Genomic DNA, 18,701 nt, shown 5'->3' with positions numbered 1-18,701 from the left:
GTGGCCTGCTCGTGGTTTGCAAAAAACGCAACGATAAGCCAAGAAAAAGGCGATTGTCGAAATAATTTCGCCTGCTTATGCTGACTTCGTTCTGTCACAAAAACGAGGAAATCCATGGAGTCAAACGCAAGCACCGCAACGCAGCAGCCGGATCTGGCCACCGGGGGTGGCAGCGTCGTGGAGATGTCGGCCGTCGCGCTGTCCAAGGCCATCCAGGGCCGCGATCTGTCCTGCGTGGAGGTGCTGGATGCCTATTGCGCACAGATCGACCGCCTCAACCCTGTGGTCAACGCGCTGGTATCTCCGCTGGACCGCGACTGGCTGCGCGGCCGCTCCCGCGAGCTGGACACGCTGCTGGCGCGCGGCCAGAGCCTGGGGCCGCTGCACGGTTTTCCCCAGGCACCCAAGGACATCATGCCGGCGGCCGGCATGGTGACGACCAAGGGATCGCCCATCTTCGCGGGCCAGGTCTCGCAGACCGATTGCGTGGTGTTCGAGCGCATGCGCGCAGGCGGTGCGCTGTTTGTGGCGCGCAGCAATTCGCCCGAGTTCGGCCTGGGCGGCCATACCTACAACCCGGTCTACGGGACCACGCGCAATGCCTTCGATCCTTCGCGCTCCGCTGGCGGCAGCAGCGGCGGGGCCGGCGTGGCCGTGGCGCTGCGCATGCTGCCCGTGGCCGATGGCTCGGACATGATGGGCTCGCTGCGCACGCCGGCCGCCTTCAACCATGTCTATGGATTGCGCACCTCGGTGGGCTGCGTGCCGCATGGCCCTTCGGAAGAGGTGTTCTTCCAGCAGTTCAGCGTGGCCGGCCCCATGGCGCGGGACATTCCCGACCTGGCCCTGCTGCTGTCCGTGCAGGCAGGCTTTGATGCACGCCTGCCGCTGACCCGCCGCAGCGAGCCGCCCAAGGACTGGACCGCCCAGCTACAGCGCGACTGCAAGGGCCTGCGCATCGGCTGGCTGGGGGACCTGGGCGGGCACCTGCCCACCGAGCCCGGCCTGCTGGAGACCTGCCGCGCGGCGCTGCAGCATTTCAAGACCATCGGCTGCACGGTGGAAGAGGCCGTGCCGGCCTTCGACTTCGAACGCCTGTGGCGCGCCTGGATCGACCTGCGCAGCTTCAGCGTGGCCGGTGCCAACGCCGCCCTGTACCGCGACCCGGTCACGCATGCCCTGCTCAAGCCCGAGGCCCTCTGGGAAATCGAGCGCGGCCTGGCGCTGCCGGCCATGGCGGTCTATGACGCGGCGCGTGTGCGCTCGGCCTGGTACGAAGCCCTGCGCCGCCTGTTCGACAGCTACGACTTTCTGGTGCTGCCCTGCGCCCAGGTCTTCCCGTTCGATGCGGCGCTGGACTGGCCGCATGCCGTGGGCGGCCGCGAGATGGACACCTACCACCGCTGGATGCAGACCGTGGTGCCCGCCACCATGGCCGGCTTGCCGGCCCTGGCCGCGCCCGCAGGCTTCGGGCCGCAGGGGCTGCCTGCCGGGCTGCAGATCATCGGCCCGGCGCAGGCCGATCTGGCCGTGCTGCAGATCGGCCATGCCTATGACCAGGCCGGCGGCTTCTCGCGCGTGCGCAGCCCGCTGCTCGACTGAAACCGCCGCATCGATTTTTCCCAGGTTCCCGTTCCCTCGTCCCCCAGGAGATCCGCGCCATGGCCTTGTCCCGTTCCCGTTTTCTGTCGTGTCTGATGGCCGGTGCCACGGCACTTGCGCTGCCCGCAGCCAAAGCCCAGCCCCAGTCCTACCCGGATCGTCCGATCAAGCTGGTCGTGCCGTTTGCGCCGGGCGGCGCCACCGACATCCTGGGCCGGCTGCTGGCCACTTCGCTGGGTGAACGGCTGGGCCAGCCCGTGGTCGTGGAAAACCGCCCCGGTGCAGGCACGGTGGTGGCTGGCGCACTGGTGGCCAAGGCGCCGCCCGACGGCTACACGCTGCTGCTGGGCGCCAGCACCACGCTGACGCTCAACCCCGCCATCCGCAACCCGCTGCCCTATGACCCGCTGCGCAGCTTCACGCCGCTGGGGCTGGTGGCCGACATGGGCCTGGTGCTGGTGGCCCATAACGAAACGCCTGCACGCACGCTGCCCGAACTCGTGGCCCTGGCCAAGGCCGACCCCGACAAGCTGTCCTACGGTTCCTTCGGCACGGGATCCTCGGTGCACTTCGGCGGCGAAATGCTCAAGACCGCCACGGGCATGCGCATGGTGCATGTGCCCTTCAATGGCAGCTCGCCCAGCCTCACCGCGCTGATGGGCGGCCAGGTGCAGGTGGCCGTGGACACGGTGGTGGCCACCACGCCGCTGATCAAGGCCGGCAAGATCCGTCCCATCGCAGCCCTGGGCCCCCAGCGCCTGGCCCTGCTGCCCCAGGTGCCCACCGTGGCCGAAAGCGGCTACCCGGGCTTTGCCATGGACACCTGGTTTGCCTTCCTCGCCCCGGCGGGCCTGCCCGCACCCATCCAGAAGAAGCTGGAGAAGGCGCTGGCCGACGCCATGGCCGAGCCGGCCATGAAGAAGAAGCTGGTGGACATCGGCCTGTCGCCCGCATGGGGTCCGGCCAGCGCGCTGCAGGAGCGCATAGAGCGCGAACTGCCGCAAATGCGCGCCGTGGCCGCCAGAGCCGACATCAAGGTGGATTGAACGCAGCTGCTTTCCGGGAGAGAGGGGGGCAGGGCGCGAATCGACTCAGGGGGCTTCTAATCGTGCAGGAAAGCTGCGGCAGGATTGGCGACAATGCAGGCTTCGCCTTTTCATTGCACCGACAAAGAGACTCCTGCCCATGCAATTCGCCGACCGTCTGAACAACGTAGAAACCTCCGCCATCCGCGAGCTGTTCAAGCTGCTGGGCAAGCCCGGCATCATCAGCTTTGCGGGTGGTTTCCCGGACAGCGCCATGTTCGACGTGGCCGGCATCAGCGCCGCCTCCCAGGCCGCGCTGCAGCAGGAGCCGGGCGCCGCGCTGCAGTACGGTGCGACCGAGGGCTACCAGCCGCTGCGCGAGCAGATCGCCGCCTTCATGGCCGGCAAGGGCGTGCGCGAGCTGGCCCCCGAGCAACTGGTGGTGACCACGGGCAGCCAGCAGGCGCTGGACCTGCTGGGCAAGACCATGATCAACCCCGGCGACAAGGTCATCGTCGAAGGCCCGACCTTCCTGGCCACCATCCAGTGCTTCCGCCTGTACGGCGCCGAAGTCATCAGCGCGCCCATCGATGCCGAAGGCGCCCAGGTCGATGCGCTGGAAAAGCTCATTGCCGAGCACCGCCCCAAGCTGGTCTACCTGATCCCCACCTTCGGCAACCCCAGCGGCGCCATGCTGAGCCTGGAACGCCGCAAGAAGGTGCTGGAGCTGGCCGTCAAGTACCAGACCCTGGTCGTGGAAGACGATCCCTACGGCGACCTGTATTTTGGCGAAGCGCCTCCGCCCAGCCTGCTGGCGCTGTCCAGCGAGGTGCCCGGCAGCCGCGACTGGCTGGCGCACTGCGGCTCGCTGAGCAAGGTGCTCAGCCCCGGCCTGCGCATTGGCTGGCTGGTGGCCCCGGCCGAGCTGCTGGGCCGCGCCGTGATGTGCAAGCAGTTCAGCGATGCCCACACCAGCACCTTTGCCCAGGCCACGGCCGCGCAGTACCTGAAGTCCGGCGCCATGCCCGCCACCCTGGCCCATGTGCGCGAGGTCTACGCGCGCCGCGCCAAGGCCATGGGCGATGCGCTGCGCGAGCACCTCGGCGATGCCGTGGAATTCCTGCAGCCCCAGGGCGGCCTGTTCCTGTGGGTACGCCTGACCGGCAAGGGCGGCGCGCTGGCCGATGCCGGTGAGCTGGCCAAGCGGGCCATTGCCCAGGGCGTGGCGTTTGTGCCGGGTGCGCCGTTCTTTGCGCAAAACCCCGATGCCACCAGCTTCCGCCTCTCGTTTGCCACGGCTGACGAGGACAAGATCCGCGAAGGCATCGCCCGCCTGGCCCAGGCGCTCAAGGCATGAGCGTGGCTGACGACGCAGAACATGGCGGCGGGCACGCAGACGCCGATGCCCTGCAGGCGCGCGTGATGGAGCTGGAGATCAAGGCCAGCTACACCGAAGACCTGCTGGAGCAGCTGAACCTGACCATCTACCGCCAGCAGCAGCAGATCGACCGGCTGCTTGACGAGCTGCGCGACCTGCGCCGCCGGGTGCCCGAAGGCGGACCCGCCGGCGGCGCGACCAATCTGCGCGACGAGCTGCCCCCGCACTATTGAGTGCGCAGGGCTGCTGCGTGCGAATGCCCAGGCCAGCCCCTGCCTGGGCATTTCTTCATTCAAGCGGCTTGTTGGCCACGTGCTTCATCTTGCCCAGGAACAGGCGCAGGAAAAAGCCCGCCATGATCAGCATGAAGACGATGGCGCCCAGGCTCATCAGGCCGTAGTCGGTGGAAAAAAGATCAATCATCAGCTTCACAAGTCCTCCTGTGGTTTGTTGGTATCGGTGGGGTCCCGATCCAACTATCGCCGTGGCTTGGCGCGGAGGGCTTGTGATGGGTCAACGCGGCGGCGGGGTGGGTTTGCGGCAGCGCAAAGGGGCAAGCCCGGGCAAGCCCGGGAACTGGGCATGGGGTAGTAGTCCATCATCCAGGGCGAGCTAGGCCCATCACCCCCGCATGAACGGCAAGGGCACCTCCGCAGGAATCGGGCACGCATAGGGTCTGCCGCCCCGGCGCTCAAGCAGCTCCGTCTTGGCCTGGGCAATGCGTTCGGGCTGCTCCAGCAAGGCGATGGCCGTGGCCGCCAGCACCTGGGCGGCGCGCACCATGCCTGCGTGGGCCAGGCCGGACTGGCCTTGCGAGACCATTTGCCAGGAGTGCAGCGGCGTGCCGAAGGCGTAGCAGGCCACCCAGGCCTGGACGGTGGGCGTGATCCAGCTCACATCGGCCACGTCGGTGGAGCCGAACAGGGTGTCCTCCACGGCAGGATCGTAGGGCGCCAGGCCTTCGAACACCGCCGGCACCTTGCCGCGCAGCACGCTGGCCAGCGGGCGGCTGACCTGGTCCACGTCGTTGCTGTCCAGCGTGGCCTGGAAGTCTCCGGCCAGGCGATGCAGGCCGGGGTCCACGTGCAGCGGGCCCAGGGCCTGCATCTGCGCATACATCACCTGGTTCAGCGTGCGGTTCTGCAGCAGGTTGGAGCAGGCCTTGTCAAAGACGATCTCCAGCCGGCAGTCCGTCATCAGCGCGGCGCCGCGTGCCACGTTCTGCACGCGCTCATACAGCGCTGCTGCCTCGTGGTTGCGCGCGGCCCGCACCAGGTAGAGCACCTCGGCGCGCGCCTGGACCACGTTGGGCGACAGGCCGCCCGAGTCGGTGATGGCGTAGTGCACCCGCGCATCGGTGGGCATGTGCTCGCGCAGGTAGTTCACGCCCACGTTCATCAGCTCCACGGCGTCGAGCGCGCTGCGGCCCAGGTGCGGGGAATGCGCGGCATGCGCGGCCTTGCCGTGGAAGATGAATTTCGCCTGGATGTTGGCCAGCGTGCTCTGGCTGAACACGCCGGTGAAGCTTGCCGGGTGCCAGGTCAGCGCCGCGTCCACATCGTCGAAGACCCCGGCGCGCGCCATGAAGGTCTTGCCCGATCCGCCTTCCTCGGCCGGGCAGCCGTAGTAGCGCACGCGTGCCTTGGCACCGCTGCGGCGCAGGTGCTCCTGCAGCGCAACGGCCGCGAAATGCGCCGAGGTGCCCAGCAGATGGTGGCCGCAGCCGTGGCCTGCCAGGCCCGGGCTGTCGGTGGAAGGCGTGCAGACCAGGGCGCCGCTTTGCTGGTTCAGGCCCGACAGCGCGTCGTACTCGCCCAGGAAGGCCAGCACCGGGCCCTCGTCGCCCCATTCGGCCAGGAAGGCCGTGGGAATGCCGGCCACGCCGCGCGTGATGCGAAACCCGGCCTGCTCCAGCGCATCGATGTGCAGCCGGGCAGAAGCGGTTTCTGCATAGCGCAGTTCGGCCAGAGACCAGATGCTGTCGGCCAGGGCCGCCATGCGCGGGGACTGCTGCTGGAAGAAGTCCTGGAGATGCTCGACTGCGCTCATTCCGGCTTCACTCCTGCCTTGTCCAGCAGCGCCTTGTTGCGCTGCAGTTCGCTGGCGATCTGGGCGGGGAAGCGGGCCTGGTCCATCTCGGTGACCGAGGCGCCCAGCAGCTTCAGGTGCTTTTGCACCTCGGGCAGGCGCACGGCCTTCACCGACGCATCCTGCAACTGCCGGACGATGGCCGGTGGCGTGCCGGCCGGCACGACCAGCCCGAACCAGCTGATGCCCAGTTCGTTGAGCTGCGCGTAGCCCAGCTCCTTGAAGGTGGGCACATCGGGCAGGTCGGGCGAGCGGCTGTCGCCCGACAGCGCCACGGGGATGAGCTTGCCGCCCTTGATCTGGGGCATGGCCGAAGGCAGCTGGTCGGTCATCACCTGCACCATGCCGGCCAGCGCATCGTTGAGCGCCGGCCCGTTGCCGCGGTAGGGCACGATCTGCACCTGGGTCTTCATGGTCTCGTTGAAGGACGCCACCATCAGATGGCCCAGCGTGCCCAGGCCCGGCACGCCCGCGCTGTAGGCGCCGGGCTGGGCGCGCAGCTTGGCCAGAAAGCCCGGGAAATCCTTGACGCCCATCTTGGGGTGGACCATGTAGACCGACGGCATGGTTACCAGATTGGCCACCGGCAAAAGCCTGCCTTCCAGCTTGGCGGCGCGCGTGTACAGCGAGGGATTGATGGTGGCCGTGCTCACCGTGGCCATGCCGATGGTGTAGCCGTCAGGCGCGGCTTGGGCCATGCTTTCGGTGCCGATCAGGCCGCCAGCGCCGGCCTTGTTGTCCACCACCACGGGCTGGCCCAGCGTGCTGCGCAGGCCCTCTGCGATCACGCGCGCAACGATGTCGGTGGAGCCGCCTGCTGCAAAGGGCACGATGAGCTTGACCGGCTTGTTCGGATAGGCGTCGGCCGCATGGGCCGTGGAGGCCGTGTGGGCCAGGGTGAGGCCGCACAACACGGCGGCAAGACCGGACGTGCCCAGCGAGAGCAGGGTGCGCCGCGGCAGTTGAAAGAGGGGTTTGGCTTGCATGGCATGGGTTCCATCTACGGGGGAAGGAGCCGCAGGCCTGGGCCGCGCCGGCTCCCGATGCAGGCGACTATAGAAATACTGCCGCCCGCGTGGGCCACGGTATTTGTGCCAAGCTATAAGCCGTTCCGATAGCTTGCCCTGCGCCGCCTGTGGCGCGCCAGGGCCTGCCTGGGGAAAACACTGAGACTCCCATGAGCAATGACTTCGATGACCGCGACGGCCTGGACGATGCGGCCACGCCCCAGGGGCGGCTGCTGTATTCGCGCCTGACCAAGCATGTGCGCCTGCGCCAGCTGCAGCTGCTGGTGGCGCTGCAGCAATGCGGCTCGGTGGTGCAGGCCGCCGCCACGCTGCACATGAGCCAGTCGGCCGCCACCCAGGCGCTGGCCGAGATGGAGCGCGTGCTGGACATCCGCCTGTTCGAGCGGCATGCGCGCGGCATACGCCCCACGCTGGCCGGCCAGACCCTGGTGGACACGGTGCGCGGCGTGCTGGCCGCACTGGAGGAGGTGGCGGAATCGCTGGCCGCCATTCGCCGGGGCGCGGCGGCCGCGCTGCGCCTGGGCGCCATTCCGGCGGCAGCCCTGGCCATTCTTTCGCCCCTGCTGGCGCGTTTTTATGCCGAGCACCCCGAGGTGCATGTCGATGTGCACGAAGACGCCAGCACCCGGCTGCTGTCCCAGCTGCTGGGCGGCGGGCTGGATGCGGTGTTCTGCCGCGAGCCGGCGCTGCTGCCCGGCCCCTTCGCCTTCGAGCCGCTGCTGGCCGACACGGCCGTGGTGGTGGCCGCACGCTCGCATGCACTGGCCGGGCGCCGTGACGTGCCGCTGCAGGCCTTGACCGGCGCGCGCTGGGTGCTGCCCACGGCCAACATCGCCGTGCGCGGGATTTTCGAGGCCGAGGTGCTCCAGGCGCTGCCCGATGCGCCCTGGTTTCCCGTCTCCACCGTTTCCCTGCCGATACTGGAGGGCCTGTTGAGCCAGCCCGGCGCCGTGGCCCTGGTGCCCCTGAGCATTGCGCCGGGCCTGCAGACCCATGCGCGCGTATGCCGGCTCGATGTGCGGCTGACGGGCAGGTTGGCGCCCCTGGGCGTGGTCTGCCGGCGCGACCAGGCGCCCGCCCTGCTGACCGAGATGCTGTCGCTGTGCCGGCAGATGCTGCCAGCGCCACCGGCCCGCTGAATGCCAAAAGCTGGCGACATGGTCTCTTGCCGCCCCCGCTTGCGGCCACAATACTGTCCGCGCGAAAACACGGCAGCATGGCCGCACCAGACAACAGAAAGCACGCAGAGGACCGCATGATCAATTGGTCGCTAGACGCCGATACCGTCACCCACAGCATCCAGCTGGCGCTGGCGCCGGTGTTCTTCCTGACGGCCGTGGCCGGCATGATCGGCGCCGTGGCCGGGCGGCTGGCCCGCATCATCGACCGCGCGCGCAAGCTGGAAGAACTGCTGCGCAACCCGCAGGAAGAGGACTTCATCGCGCGCAGCCTCACGGAACTGCACTTTCTGCGCAAGCGCGGCCGGCTGGCCAATGTCTGCATAGGGCTGCTGACCGTCTGCGGCTTTTGCATCGGCCTGACCATTGCCCTGCTGTTCCTGGGCGAGGCCTACGGCATCAACGGCCATGGCTATGCGGTGCTGGGCTTTCTGTTCGGCGTGCTGATGTTTCTCTCGGCCCTGGCCTGCTTTCTCTGGGAAACCATCATGGCCACCAGCCTGCTGGACTTCCACACCCTGACCCGCGTGCGTGCGGCCGTGCGCACCATACAGCGGCCCGAGCCTGCCGGGCCCGGGGCGCCGGCCCCGAGCCCTGGGCCGGGCAGCGAACCCTGAGCGCGGCTGCCGGGCCACGCTGCGCGGCTGCTACCAGCAATCGCGCGCAGGCAGGGTGCCCTTGCGGACCCCGCCCACGCCCAGGTGGTCGTAGGTGAAGGTATGGCATTTGTCGCTGAGCTGGCTTCGCAGCGGCGAGGCAATGAGGGTGTAGCTCGATGCGGTGGGGTCAGGGCTCAGCGACAGTGTGTAGAAACCGTCGGGAGATCGGCTGGCATAGACGCCGGTGCCCCCCAGCGTCGCACCCTCGTAGGTCAGGTTGGCGGAAAAGTACTTCTCCATGGCGCCTGCGGCCTCCAGCAAGGCGCGCCTGCCATCGGTGCGGCGGGACTTGCGCAGGTATTCGGCATAGCTGGGATAGGCGATGGCCGACAGGATGCCGATCACGGCCACCACCACCATCAGCTCGATCAGGGTGAAGCCGCGTGCCGCCCGGCGGCGGCCGGGCGTCGGCAACGGGTTGTTCTGCATGCCCATGGTCAGTCCAGGCCCAGTGGATGGATGTCGGCCGGGGTGTCCTCGCGCCAGGAAATGCGCCTGTTGCTCAGCGGCCCCTTGCTTTCGGCCAGCGACTGCAGGCCTGCGGTGCTGTTCATGACCTTGGTTTCCTGCTTGCCGTTGTTCAGGATGGCGGGCTGCGAGCTGATGCCCTCCAGCCGCGCGCCCCCGGTGGCGCGGTCGTTGTCGCCGTAGCGGTCGCTGCCGTCCACCGTACCGTCGCCGTTGATGTCGAACAGGCCGTCGGCATACTTCTCCGCGCCCTGGCCGTCCAGCGAGAGTTCCATCAGCCAGCTATGGCCGCCTGCCGTACACATCTGCGTGCTGGGCACGGCCGTGGTGAAGATGATGCGGTCGCGGCGCAGCATGGGATGGGTGATCAAGCGCTCGCCCGCGTCGGCCAGGGGCATGATCCAGTTCCTGTTGCCGGGGCGGCCGTCGGAGATCAGCCGCAGGGACATCTGCGTGGTGCGGCCATCGCCGTTGGCGGCGCCGGCGTCGACACTGGTGACCTTCAGCACGCTGTGGCTTGCGGAGGAGCCCCCGGCGCCCTCGTCCAGCAGGCTGAAGAAGTACTGGGATGCGGAGGCCGGGGCCGCAGCGTCATGGTCGCCGACCTCGAAGCTCTTGCCCGTGCCGTACAGCAGCTGCACGTGCGATTGCAGCGTGCCGTGGCTGATCTTGGCCTCGGGCCGCGTGGTGATGGGCTGCCCGTGGAAGCTGCCGCCCCAGGGGGTGGTCATCGGTGCAGGAGTGCCGTTGACCGACGGAACGATCCCGTCCCCGTCCTCGCTCGCGGCCATGAGGTCGAAGCGCCACATGTTGCCCTGCAGGTCTCCCGCATAGACGCGGTCCACCAGCCCGTCGTCATCCAGGTCCACGGCAGCCGGCGTGCTCAGGCCATTGGGCCACCTGCGCGTGCTGTCTTGCACGCCTCGGCGAGTGTCCCATTTCCTGTGCAGCGCGCCGGTCTCCAGGTTGATGGCGTACAGCACGGCATTGCCGCTGGTGCTGGCCGCGCCGTCCGCCTCCACATTGTTGTAGCCGTTGCCGAACAGGGCCATCCAGCCTGCCCGTGTCCTGGCGATGGAAGGCTGCGCGAAGCTGAAGCCCATGTCCATATCGAAACCGGCCGGTCGGTTGCTGCCCGGTGCGCGCCGGTCGCGGTCGCCGAACTCCCACAGCACGACGTCCTTGGCGGCGGCTTCGGTGATCGCATCGGGATCGGTGATGTCCAGCGCGTACACGCCCTGGCCCCCTGCGCCCAGACCCCCCACGAGGATGGTGCGCCACCGGCCGCCGATGAAGGCATCGGCCACCATGGGCGAGCCGTCCACGTAGAAGCGGTGGCGGTAGTTCGGATCGGACAGCTGGCGCAGGTGGGCGATCACGGTCGAGGGGACATAGGCAAAGAGCTCCTGCCCCGTGTCCGCGTCGAAAGCATGCAGCATGCCGTCGTTGGCTCCCACGTAGACCATCTTGCGGCGATCGGCCCGTGCCTTGCGGAATTCGCGGTAGGAGGCCTCGGTGTAGGGCATCTCGGGCGCGCCCACATACACCGGGGCCGAGTTGACGATGTCGCCCAGCAGGCTGGTGCGCCTGCGCAGGGGTCCACGGGGCGCTTCCTGCGCCTGGCTGCCCCGCAGGTAGGCCAGCACGTCGGGCGCTCCGATCTGCCTTTGCTGCTCGGGGTTCAATTCATCCCAGGCAAAGGCCACGCCTTGGCGCGTGTCGGGCCGGTAGCTGAGGATGCGGCGTGTCGCAGGAATGCGTGCCTCCCACTGCGCCTGTTCGGCCACCGTAGTGCCAGTGATGCTGTGCGCTGACAGCGTGCCGCTCCAGTCGCGGGGATCGAAGCGGGCCTGGTAGATCCTGGTGCTGCTGGACACGTTGGTGGAGTTGGCCGCCACGGCGGCCACGCTGGAGGAGCGGGCGGCGATGTCGGCGAAGATCGCCTGCAGGGCGGTATCGAGGGTCGCGGGGTCGTTGGCCGCGAAGGCGCGCTCCGTGCCCCCGGCGGCGGCCACCTCGTTCAATTGCTCGGGATTGGTGCCGAAGGGCAGGGCGAATCCGATGACGAAGGTCTCCACGTTGGCCTCTTGCCTGAGGCGCCGCGCGGCCTCTGCCGTCTGGCGCAGGCCGGCCGCCATGTCCTGGATGATGGTGCCGTCGGGCCGGGTCGAGGGCAGGCCGTCGGTGAGCAGCACCAAAAAGTTGCGGCCGCAGGACTGGGGCAGCGGATAGCAGGCGGGCACATAGCCCTCTGCCGCATCGCGCCAACTGCCCCCCTCGCCCTGGAAGTAGTCGAGCGCCGTCAGCAGCGTGCCCTCCAGCGGCGTACTGCCCGCGTTCTGCAGGGGCAGGGCGGGATTGGTCGGCCCGTTGACCACAAACTGCGAGGTGGCCAGCTTGCGATCCAGCGCGGCCCTGTGGGCGCCGTCCAGCGGCCGGATGGGCTGGTGCAGGAAGCCGCGGCCTGGAAAGCGGCGGGAACCGTCATTGTTGCGCCACCCGTTGCTGAACCAGGCCGAGCCTATGGGCGTGAGGAACATCTGCCTGCCGAAGTCGAAGATGCCCTGGGCGAAGTCGGAGTCGGTGGCCTCGAAAGGTCCCTCGAACCAGAAGTCGCCATAGCCCGCAATGTCGGTGTCGTTGGCACCGGTGACATTGTCGGTACCTATCTTGCTGCGGAAGCAGGCATAGCGGTCCCAGGTGCCATCGGGTGTCTCGGTTGTGCGGAAGCCGTCGGGATTGGCGGGCGTGGCCGCGGCGTTGGCTGTGGCGGAAAAGCAGTGGGCGGCCGTGTTGCCGAGGCCGTACATCGGCAAGGCCACGTTGAAGTGGATGAAGCGCCCAGGGTCGTTGGGGTTGGGGAGGCGGAAGCGCTTGTTGTCGGGGCTGGCGCGCGAGCCTTCCCAGTCCCGGTTCCAGTGCCTGGGGTTGTAGCTGACGTCGTACAGCGAGTTGCCCAGGCTGGTGATGTCAACGCGGTCGTTCTGCTGGTAGGCCATCAGGCCCAAGTTCATGCGCCCCTGGTGGCGTTCAATGATGGTGCGGGCCGCGGTGCGGGCGATTTCGGACTTGCTGTTCGCACTGTCGCTGCCCACGGCCCAGCCGTTGGGTGCCTCGTCCATGCTGTTGGAGTTGTCCATGATGAGCAGCACGTTGGGCGTGGCGTTCTGCGTGGCCATCAGGGGCACCTGTGAGATGTTCAGAGGCACGGGGCGCGCCGGCTGCTGCGCGCGGGGGCCGACCATGCAGGCGAGCAGCAGCATCGCCACTGCCGCCGGCAAGAGGGGGGTGCTGGGCTTTTGCAGAGGGAGTTTGCGCATGGTCTTTCCTTCAATTGATGTACATGCTTTGCAGCACCACCCGCGAGGCCGGACTGCCATCGGCGCGCCGGGCCGCTCCCATGCCGATGGCCGTCACGCGAAAGACGGGAGGGCGGCCCTGGTCGGCGCCATAGCCCTGCACGACCACGCTTTGAGCAGGGGTCTCCAGCCGCTCGATGAGGTAGCGCGGTGTCGGTGCTCCCTGGGGGCCGGGGGCGGTCTGCCCGGTGTGCGTGCCCAGCGCCACGCCCAGCGTGTCCTGGGCAATGAGCGCCTCGGACCACGAGCTGCCGTCTTCCCTGGGCAGGCACAGGCCCGCTGTGCAGGCATCGTCAAAGGCCTCCAGGGCCGGGTTGCGGGTGGTGATGTCCTGCTCTCCGTCGCGCAGCGCGGCCTCGGCGGCCTGGAAGGCGATGTGCCAGTCGTTGCGGTTGCCCGTGGACCGGCCCTGCAGCAGGCCCATGTTCATGGCGGCCAGCGACAGCATCACCAGGGCCATCATGATGATCATGGTGGTGATGAGCGCCAGGCCGCCCTGTGTCCGTGTTTGTGTCCGTGTCCTTGCCATGCTCATTCCACCCGGTTTCGCAGCGTGAAGACCGCGCTGAATTCACGGTACAGCCGCCGATCGGCTGCGGTGGTGCGCTGGGGAGCGCCGTTGCTGTCGCGATAGAAGGTGTAGCTCTGGGGTGCGTGCAGCAGCGCACCCATGCCAGGCGCGGAGGCCATGAGAAGGCGCACTTCCACGGCGCGCACGGCAGGAGGCGGTGGCGGCGGAGTCGGGCCCGGCGTCGTCGCTCTGCCGGCCAGGCCGGAGCCGGTGTTGTTCCATACGCTGTTGCCGGGAGCCTTTTGCTGCACGGCGGCCGAGGGCTGGCCGTGTATGGCCTCGATCTTGAGATCCACGGCCCCTTCGGCCAGCATGCGGCAGCTCAGGTTATTGGCTTTGCCTTGCTCGGGCTTGGGATCGATCAGGCTGCTGGAGCAGTGGATGAGGCCGGTGGCGCTGCCGTCCTTGAGCCGCCCGATGAAGAACAGGTCATTGACTGCGGGCAGCACGCGTGCATCGCGCTTGAGGGGCGTCAGGCCGCAGGCGCCCCGGTCCGGGGAGAAGCCGGAAATTCCCGATCCGGGCGGGGGCTTGATGCAGGTATCCAGGAGCGCCCGGCGGGAAATGTAGGTCTGCGAGCAATCGGTCGCGACGACCACATCGTTGTCGCTCAGTTGCTGGCTGCTCTTGTGCGTGCCCGTACCCGCGGTCCTGAGCACGTCCGACCGGGCGCTGGCCTGGGCAGGGACATCTTCCGCGAAACTGGTCCAACCATCCTGTGCCTGTCCGCGCCGGATGCCTATGGGGTCCAGCAGATTCCAGTGGCGCCCGAGCCTCAGGGGCTCGGCGATGAAGGGGGGAACCTTGCTCAAGGCCGTGCTGCAGCCCGTGAAGCCCGCATTGCGCACCGCCTGGCCCATCACGCCAAAGCTCAGGCGTGCATCGCTTTGCATGCGCGCCAGTGCATTTTCATGGCGCAGCAGGCCTCTTGCGTTCACATACAGTCCCGCCAAGGCGGCCAGGAGAAACAGGGCGATGACCACCGCCACCATGAGTTCCACCAGGGTCAGGCCCTGTTGCGGGCCTTGCTGCGGGCCACGGGATGCCAGCCGATCTCTCATGGGATGACCTCGATGCTGTGTTCTTCGGGGTTTCCATCCCCGCTGCGGGGATGGCTCCAGGTCACGGTGATGAGGGTCTTGCCTTCGGCAGTCTTGACGCTGCCCTGGCCCTGGGCCAGGGCGTTGCCCAGGTCCCTTTGCCACAGGCACAGCCGGTACTGGGCATGGGCCTTGTCGTCGCCGCCTTCGCCAGGGTCGCTGCAGGATCTGGGCGCGGTGCCGCCACCGCCGTCGAAGTCGCCTGCCAGTGCGCCCCGGCGGTTGGCGCGCAGGCGTTCCACCATCTCGGCGGCCTTTTGCACGGCCGCCGTGCGCTGGTAGGAGGCATTGAGGTCGCCCAGGTTCTGATAGAGCCCCTTGAGGGTGCCCAGCAGGCCGGCGGAAATGACCACCAGGGTGACCATGACCTCCACCAGCGTGAAGCCTGCCTGCGATGCCGCAGCTGCGGCGGGGGTGGGAGCGGGGTGTGGATCCTTCCTGTCCATGCGAAGTCCTCGCTTGTGTTCAGAGGCTGGCGGCGCAGCCTATGGCTGGCGGCTTGCTGCTGCCAGAGGCGCGGGGCAGCGGGTCGCGCGGCGCCAGGTCCTGCAGGCCACCGGCATACATGGCGATATGGCGGGCGGGCAGGTGCCGGGCGCGACTCGGGCAGGCCGTGAAGGTCACGTCGGGGTTGCAGGGGTAGGCCACGCGGTGGACCTGCTCGGCGCCCGGTGCGCCCTGGCGGGCCGTGGGCCAGCAGATCTGCCCGTCCGGAAGCGCGTGTACGGCGTGGCCCGCCGATTTCATGCCCTGGCCGCCCGTCGGATACCAGGCGAAGAGATCCACGCTGCGCACGCTGGGAAACACCCTGAGGACCTGATCGTCCTCGTCGATCACGCGGGGGGTGCTGCCGTCGCTGAAGGCGATCAGCTCGCCGGACCAATCCTGGAGCCCCTGATAGGGGCCACTGCCGATGGCGGTGTCGCTGCAGGCCTTGCGGCCCGCGCTGGCAGGGCAGATGGTGATGCGCTGGTTGCGTCGTCCCGCCTCGTGCTGGGCCATGCGCAGGGCCGCGGACAGGCGCATCAGTGCGGACTCCTGCTGGCTGGCCTGCACCATGTCGTTCATGTTGGGGGCGGCAATGGCCAGCAGGATGACCATCACGGCCAGGGTCACCATGATCTCCACCAGGGTGAAGCCCTGGTGGCGCCCTGCGGGCGGCGCAGGCATGCCGCCGGCTTCGCGGCGCCGCTGGCATGCCGCATGCGCAATGAATGGAATGCGCAAATGAAAAGCGAAGGAGTACTCCTGCATTGCCTGTCCCGTGTATTCGTTCCTGTGTATTCCTGTGGTGTTCATAGGCGAATCCTGAATATCCGGCAATGGAGGCATTGCCGGAGATGCCGATTTCCTGGATATGGCAAGTATTTCGAGGCGCGTCTATTGCCAGCGTGATTTTCAAAAAGAGTGGCGGCTTTATGAAATTGCCTTGAGACCCGCGAATTCTCTAGGCTCACTGCAAATGATGTCAAGGCTTTTCAGAAAATCTGAGTCCTTCTTTTTGCCCCCGGGACGCTTGTATCTGCCTTATAGGAATGCTCCTATTTGATTTCTAGGACTGTTCCTGTTTGTATTTTCCGGGCGTGCGCGGGATTATCTGATGACGCCGGTATTTCAGCGGCTTCAATGAATGGAAGACCTGTTTTTTCCGGTATTGCGATGATCCCGGGCCGGCAAAAACGCATTGGCCGGGGATGTGGATTCGACGGAGTGGGCGAGGCGGGGAAAGAGGGGGGGGCGTCGATGGCCCCCTCACTCCATCGGGTCAAGACAGGCGGCTGCCGCCTGGATCACGCAGTCCGTCAGCCGCTGCAGGCTGGCCTGTGCATTGCGCGCATGGGCCCAGTACATGGGAATGTCCAGGTCGTTGCCGGGCAGTAGCTCCACCAGGCTGCCTTCGGCCAGTTGCGCGCCGATCATCAGCGGCGGGTGCATGCCCCAGCCCATGCCCAGCTCGCAGGCCCGCGTATAGCCCTGGTTGGAGGGAAGAAAGTGGCGCGGCGTGTTGCGCCGCCCCTCTGCGCCCAGGCGTTGCAGCCATTGGTCCTGCAGGCTGTCCTTGCGGCCGTAGCTCATCATGGGCGTGCGCGCCATGGCCTCGGGCGTGATGCCGTCCTTCAGGTAGCGGCGGATGAAGTCGGGGCTGGCCGCCGCCACGTAGCGCATGCGGCCCAGCGGCCAGGTATTGCAGCCGGGAATGGCCGAGGAAGTGGCCGTGACGGCAGCCAGCACCTCGCCCTCGCGGATGCGCTTGGCCGTGTGGTCCTGGTCGTCGATGCTGATGTCCAGCAGCTCGTTGCCGTCGCGCGTGAAGGCGGACATGGCATCCATGAACCAGGTGGACAGCGAGTCGGCATTGACGGCCAGCTTGAGCGTGGGCAGGGCGGTCTGGCCCTCGGGGACCAGCTCCGGGTTCTTGCGGCGCAGATCGTTTTCGAGCAGGGCCACCTGCTCCAGGTGCAGGCACAGCCTGCGGCCCGCATCGGTGCCCGAGCAGGGCTGGCCGCGCAGTACCAGCACCTGGCCCACACGCTCCTCCAGCAGCTTGATGCGCTGGGAAACGGCCGAGGGCGTGACATGCAGCTTGCGCGCCGCGCGCTCGAAGCTGCCTTCGCGCACCACGGCCGCCAGGGCTTCGAGTCCGGCGTAGTCGAGCATTTAGATATTCTTCATTTGGTTGAGTAAATGTAATTTTACTTAACCATTTGCCGACCAGACAATCCCGGCCATGTGGACTGCAAATGTTTCTTCTTCCTGGCTGGCGGGCTTCACGGTCTGCCTGTCTCTCATCGTCTCCATCGGCGCCCAGAACCTCTATGTGCTGCGCCAGGCCGTGCACGGTCAGCATGTGCGCGCCTGCGTGGCCTGGTGTGTGGTGAGCGACGTGGTGCTCATCGGCCTGGGCGTGGCGGGCATGGCCCGGCTGCTGGGCGACAACCCCGACCTGGCCCGCTACCTGACGCTGGGCGGCGCCCTGTTCCTGCTGGCCTATGGGCTGATCGCGCTGTGGCGCATGGCCATGGCGCCCGATGCGCAACTGGCGGCATCGGGCGGGCAACTGGCCCCGCGTGGCCTGCTGGGCGTGGTCTCCACGCTGGCCGTGATCACCCTGTTCAACCCCCATGTCTATCTGGACACGGTGCTGCTCATGGGCTCCATCGGCGCGCGCCAGGAAGGCGTGCTCAAGTGGGTCTATGTGGTAGGCGCCGCATCGGCCAGCCTGTCGTGGTTCGTGGCGCTGGCCTTTGCGGGCCGCCGCATGAAGCGCCTGTTCGAGAAGCCGCAGGCCTGGCGCGTTCTCGATGGCGTCACGGGCGTGATGATGCTGGCGCTGGCCTGGTGGGTGGCTGGCAGCGCGTTGGCACCGGCAGTTGGCTGACGGCGCAGATCAGTCTGCGGCCGGGGCTTCCTCGCCGGGCGCCCAGGTGCCCACGGCCTCGATGAGGTTCCAGCTGTTGCATTCGATGCAGTAGTGGCCCGTGGCGCCGGTTTTCTGGCTGGTCGCCTCGATGACGACCTTGTGGCCATGGCGCTGGGCCTCGGACAAGGGCTGGATCTTGTCGTAGTTGTATTGCTCGGCCAGGTCGCCCCGGAAGGAAATGGTGATGCGGTCGCGCTTGGGATAGTAGTCACGCTCGTACTTGTCGAGGGTGCGTGTGGCGACGAGGCGGGCCATGCTGTCCGGTGAAGGTGCGCTCAAAGCAGTCTCCTGGTGTATGTCTAGGTTGTGTCAACTTGTTTCATTGTCGGGCTTGTGTTCTGCCATCGGCAACTGCAGCCCGGTCTTGATGCGTTCCAGAGCGATCGAGGTGGTGTAGCGCCGGATGTTGTCGTCTCCGGAGAACAGCCGCGCCGCCAGCGCCTGGTACTCCTGCATATCGGCAGCCGTGACGATCAATGAATAGTCGGCTTCCCCGGTCACGTAGTAACACTGCTGCACGGCGGGCTCGCGCGCCACGCGCGCGCGAAAGGCCAGGGACAGGTCCGGGCGCTCGTTGGCCAGCTGCACGTTGATGAGCACGGTGAGCGGACGCCCCGTGCGCACGGGATCGACCACGGCCACGTTGGCCGTGATCACGCCCAGCTCCTGCAGGCGCCGTATGCGCCGCTGCACGGCCGGTGCCGAAAGGTGGACCTGCTCGGCAATGAGGCGCTGCGGCGTGAGGTTGTCGCGCTGGAGCACGTCGAGGATGGCGCGGTCAAAAGTATCGAGTGCGATGGCGGGCATGGGGAAGGGGCGGAAAA

The 18,701-nt window shown here is 67.6% G+C and carries 19 protein-coding genes; 7 read left to right on the top strand and 12 right to left on the bottom strand.

Annotation, left to right across the window (positions count from 1 at the left end; genetic code table 11):
* Window positions 1-114 precede the first annotated feature (114 nt).
* From LGR64_RS15685 to LGR64_RS15670, 4 genes are all read left to right on the top strand, one after another.
* Window positions 115-1,602, top strand: a complete 1,488-nt coding sequence (locus LGR64_RS15685; RefSeq protein ID WP_230356016.1) for an amidase — start codon at window positions 115-117, stop codon at window positions 1,600-1,602.
* 59 nt (window positions 1,603-1,661) lie between these two features.
* Complete coding sequence (locus LGR64_RS15680) at window positions 1,662-2,648, top strand: Bug family tripartite tricarboxylate transporter substrate binding protein (RefSeq protein ID WP_065346291.1); 987 nt, start codon at window positions 1,662-1,664, stop codon at window positions 2,646-2,648.
* Between the two features lie 139 nt (window positions 2,649-2,787).
* Window positions 2,788-3,984: an aminotransferase-like domain-containing protein gene (locus LGR64_RS15675; protein WP_230356014.1), complete on the top strand. Its 1,197-nt coding sequence runs from the start codon at window positions 2,788-2,790 to the stop codon at window positions 3,982-3,984.
* Window positions 3,981-4,238, top strand: a complete 258-nt coding sequence (locus tag LGR64_RS15670) for a SlyX family protein (RefSeq protein ID WP_013803183.1) — start codon at window positions 3,981-3,983, stop codon at window positions 4,236-4,238. Before LGR64_RS15675 ends, LGR64_RS15670 begins: the two co-directional genes overlap by 4 nt.
* A 55-nt stretch (window positions 4,239-4,293) precedes the next feature.
* On the opposite strand, the gene LGR64_RS15665 is transcribed toward LGR64_RS15670, so the two are convergent.
* The 3 genes from LGR64_RS15665 to LGR64_RS15655 form a co-directional block, all read right to left on the bottom strand.
* Window positions 4,294-4,428, bottom strand: coding sequence for a DUF3149 domain-containing protein (locus LGR64_RS15665; RefSeq protein WP_012204679.1), 135 nt, complete (start codon window positions 4,426-4,428; stop codon window positions 4,294-4,296).
* Window positions 4,429-4,626: 198 nt separating this feature from the next.
* A complete protein-coding gene (locus LGR64_RS15660; protein ID WP_230356012.1) occupies window positions 4,627-6,054 on the bottom strand; it encodes a M20 family metallopeptidase in 1,428 nt (475 codons plus the stop codon).
* Window positions 6,051-7,079 (bottom strand): tripartite tricarboxylate transporter substrate binding protein BugE, encoded by a 1,029-nt coding sequence (locus LGR64_RS15655; protein WP_230356010.1) that lies wholly within the window; start codon window positions 7,077-7,079, stop codon window positions 6,051-6,053. The genes LGR64_RS15660 and LGR64_RS15655 overlap by 4 nt, the downstream gene beginning before the upstream one ends.
* Window positions 7,080-7,270: 191 nt before the next feature.
* On the opposite strand from LGR64_RS15655, the gene LGR64_RS15650 reads away from it, so the two are divergent.
* Window positions 7,271-8,260: a LysR family transcriptional regulator gene (locus tag LGR64_RS15650; protein ID WP_012204682.1), complete on the top strand. Its 990-nt coding sequence runs from the start codon at window positions 7,271-7,273 to the stop codon at window positions 8,258-8,260.
* Between the two features lie 116 nt (window positions 8,261-8,376).
* Window positions 8,377-8,916: a DUF2721 domain-containing protein gene (locus tag LGR64_RS15645; RefSeq protein WP_051941074.1), complete on the top strand. Its 540-nt coding sequence runs from the start codon at window positions 8,377-8,379 to the stop codon at window positions 8,914-8,916.
* Window positions 8,917-8,946: 30 nt separating this feature from the next.
* On the opposite strand, the gene LGR64_RS15640 is transcribed toward LGR64_RS15645, so the two are convergent.
* The 7 genes from LGR64_RS15640 to LGR64_RS15605 form a co-directional block, all read right to left on the bottom strand.
* The gene (locus tag LGR64_RS15640) at window positions 8,947-9,393 is read right to left on the bottom strand and encodes a type IV pilin protein (RefSeq protein ID WP_328511975.1); all 447 of its coding nucleotides are present in this window, start codon (window positions 9,391-9,393) and stop codon (window positions 8,947-8,949) included.
* A gap of 2 nt (window positions 9,394-9,395) precedes the next feature.
* A complete protein-coding gene (locus tag LGR64_RS28565) occupies window positions 9,396-12,746 on the bottom strand; it encodes a PilC/PilY family type IV pilus protein (RefSeq protein WP_268868956.1) in 3,351 nt (1,116 codons plus the stop codon).
* 10 nt (window positions 12,747-12,756) lie between these two features.
* Window positions 12,757-13,314 carry a pilus assembly PilX family protein gene (locus LGR64_RS15625; protein ID WP_062794134.1) on the bottom strand — a complete coding sequence of 186 codons (558 nt, stop codon included), beginning with the start codon at window positions 13,312-13,314 and terminating at the stop codon, window positions 12,757-12,759.
* A 2-nt stretch (window positions 13,315-13,316) separates the two neighbouring features.
* Window positions 13,317-14,417: a PilW family protein gene (locus LGR64_RS15620; RefSeq protein ID WP_230356008.1), complete on the bottom strand. Its 1,101-nt coding sequence runs from the start codon at window positions 14,415-14,417 to the stop codon at window positions 13,317-13,319.
* A complete protein-coding gene (gene pilV, locus LGR64_RS15615; protein ID WP_051940613.1) occupies window positions 14,414-14,902 on the bottom strand; it encodes a type IV pilus modification protein PilV in 489 nt (162 codons plus the stop codon). The genes LGR64_RS15620 and pilV overlap by 4 nt, the downstream gene beginning before the upstream one ends.
* 19 nt (window positions 14,903-14,921) lie before the next feature.
* Window positions 14,922-15,755: a GspH/FimT family pseudopilin gene (locus LGR64_RS15610; protein ID WP_230356006.1), complete on the bottom strand. Its 834-nt coding sequence runs from the start codon at window positions 15,753-15,755 to the stop codon at window positions 14,922-14,924.
* A gap of 453 nt (window positions 15,756-16,208) precedes the next feature.
* Window positions 16,209-17,114: an HTH-type transcriptional regulator ArgP gene (locus LGR64_RS15605; protein WP_012204684.1), complete on the bottom strand. Its 906-nt coding sequence runs from the start codon at window positions 17,112-17,114 to the stop codon at window positions 16,209-16,211.
* Between the two features lie 70 nt (window positions 17,115-17,184).
* Between LGR64_RS15605 and LGR64_RS15600 the strand changes: the two genes are divergently transcribed.
* On the top strand, window positions 17,185-17,835 hold the full coding sequence (locus LGR64_RS15600; RefSeq protein ID WP_230356005.1) for a LysE/ArgO family amino acid transporter: 651 nt from the start codon (window positions 17,185-17,187) through the stop codon (window positions 17,833-17,835).
* 9 nt (window positions 17,836-17,844) lie between these two features.
* Here LGR64_RS15600 and LGR64_RS15595 read toward each other — a convergent pair whose 3' ends face one another.
* Both LGR64_RS15595 and LGR64_RS15590 read right to left on the bottom strand, forming a co-directional pair.
* On the bottom strand, window positions 17,845-18,156 hold the full coding sequence (locus LGR64_RS15595) for a hypothetical protein (RefSeq protein ID WP_034391877.1): 312 nt from the start codon (window positions 18,154-18,156) through the stop codon (window positions 17,845-17,847).
* A 30-nt stretch (window positions 18,157-18,186) separates the two neighbouring features.
* Window positions 18,187-18,684 carry an Lrp/AsnC family transcriptional regulator gene (locus tag LGR64_RS15590; protein ID WP_013803176.1) on the bottom strand — a complete coding sequence of 166 codons (498 nt, stop codon included), beginning with the start codon at window positions 18,682-18,684 and terminating at the stop codon, window positions 18,187-18,189.
* Between the last annotated feature and the right edge of the window lie 17 nt (window positions 18,685-18,701).

Origin of the sequence: Delftia sp. Lp-1, from assembly GCF_020523835.1 — a bacterium.
GTDB classification, from domain to species: Bacteria; Pseudomonadota; Gammaproteobacteria; order Burkholderiales; family Burkholderiaceae_C; genus Comamonas; species Comamonas acidovorans.
This window is presented reverse-complemented; position numbering and strand designations above follow the sequence as displayed.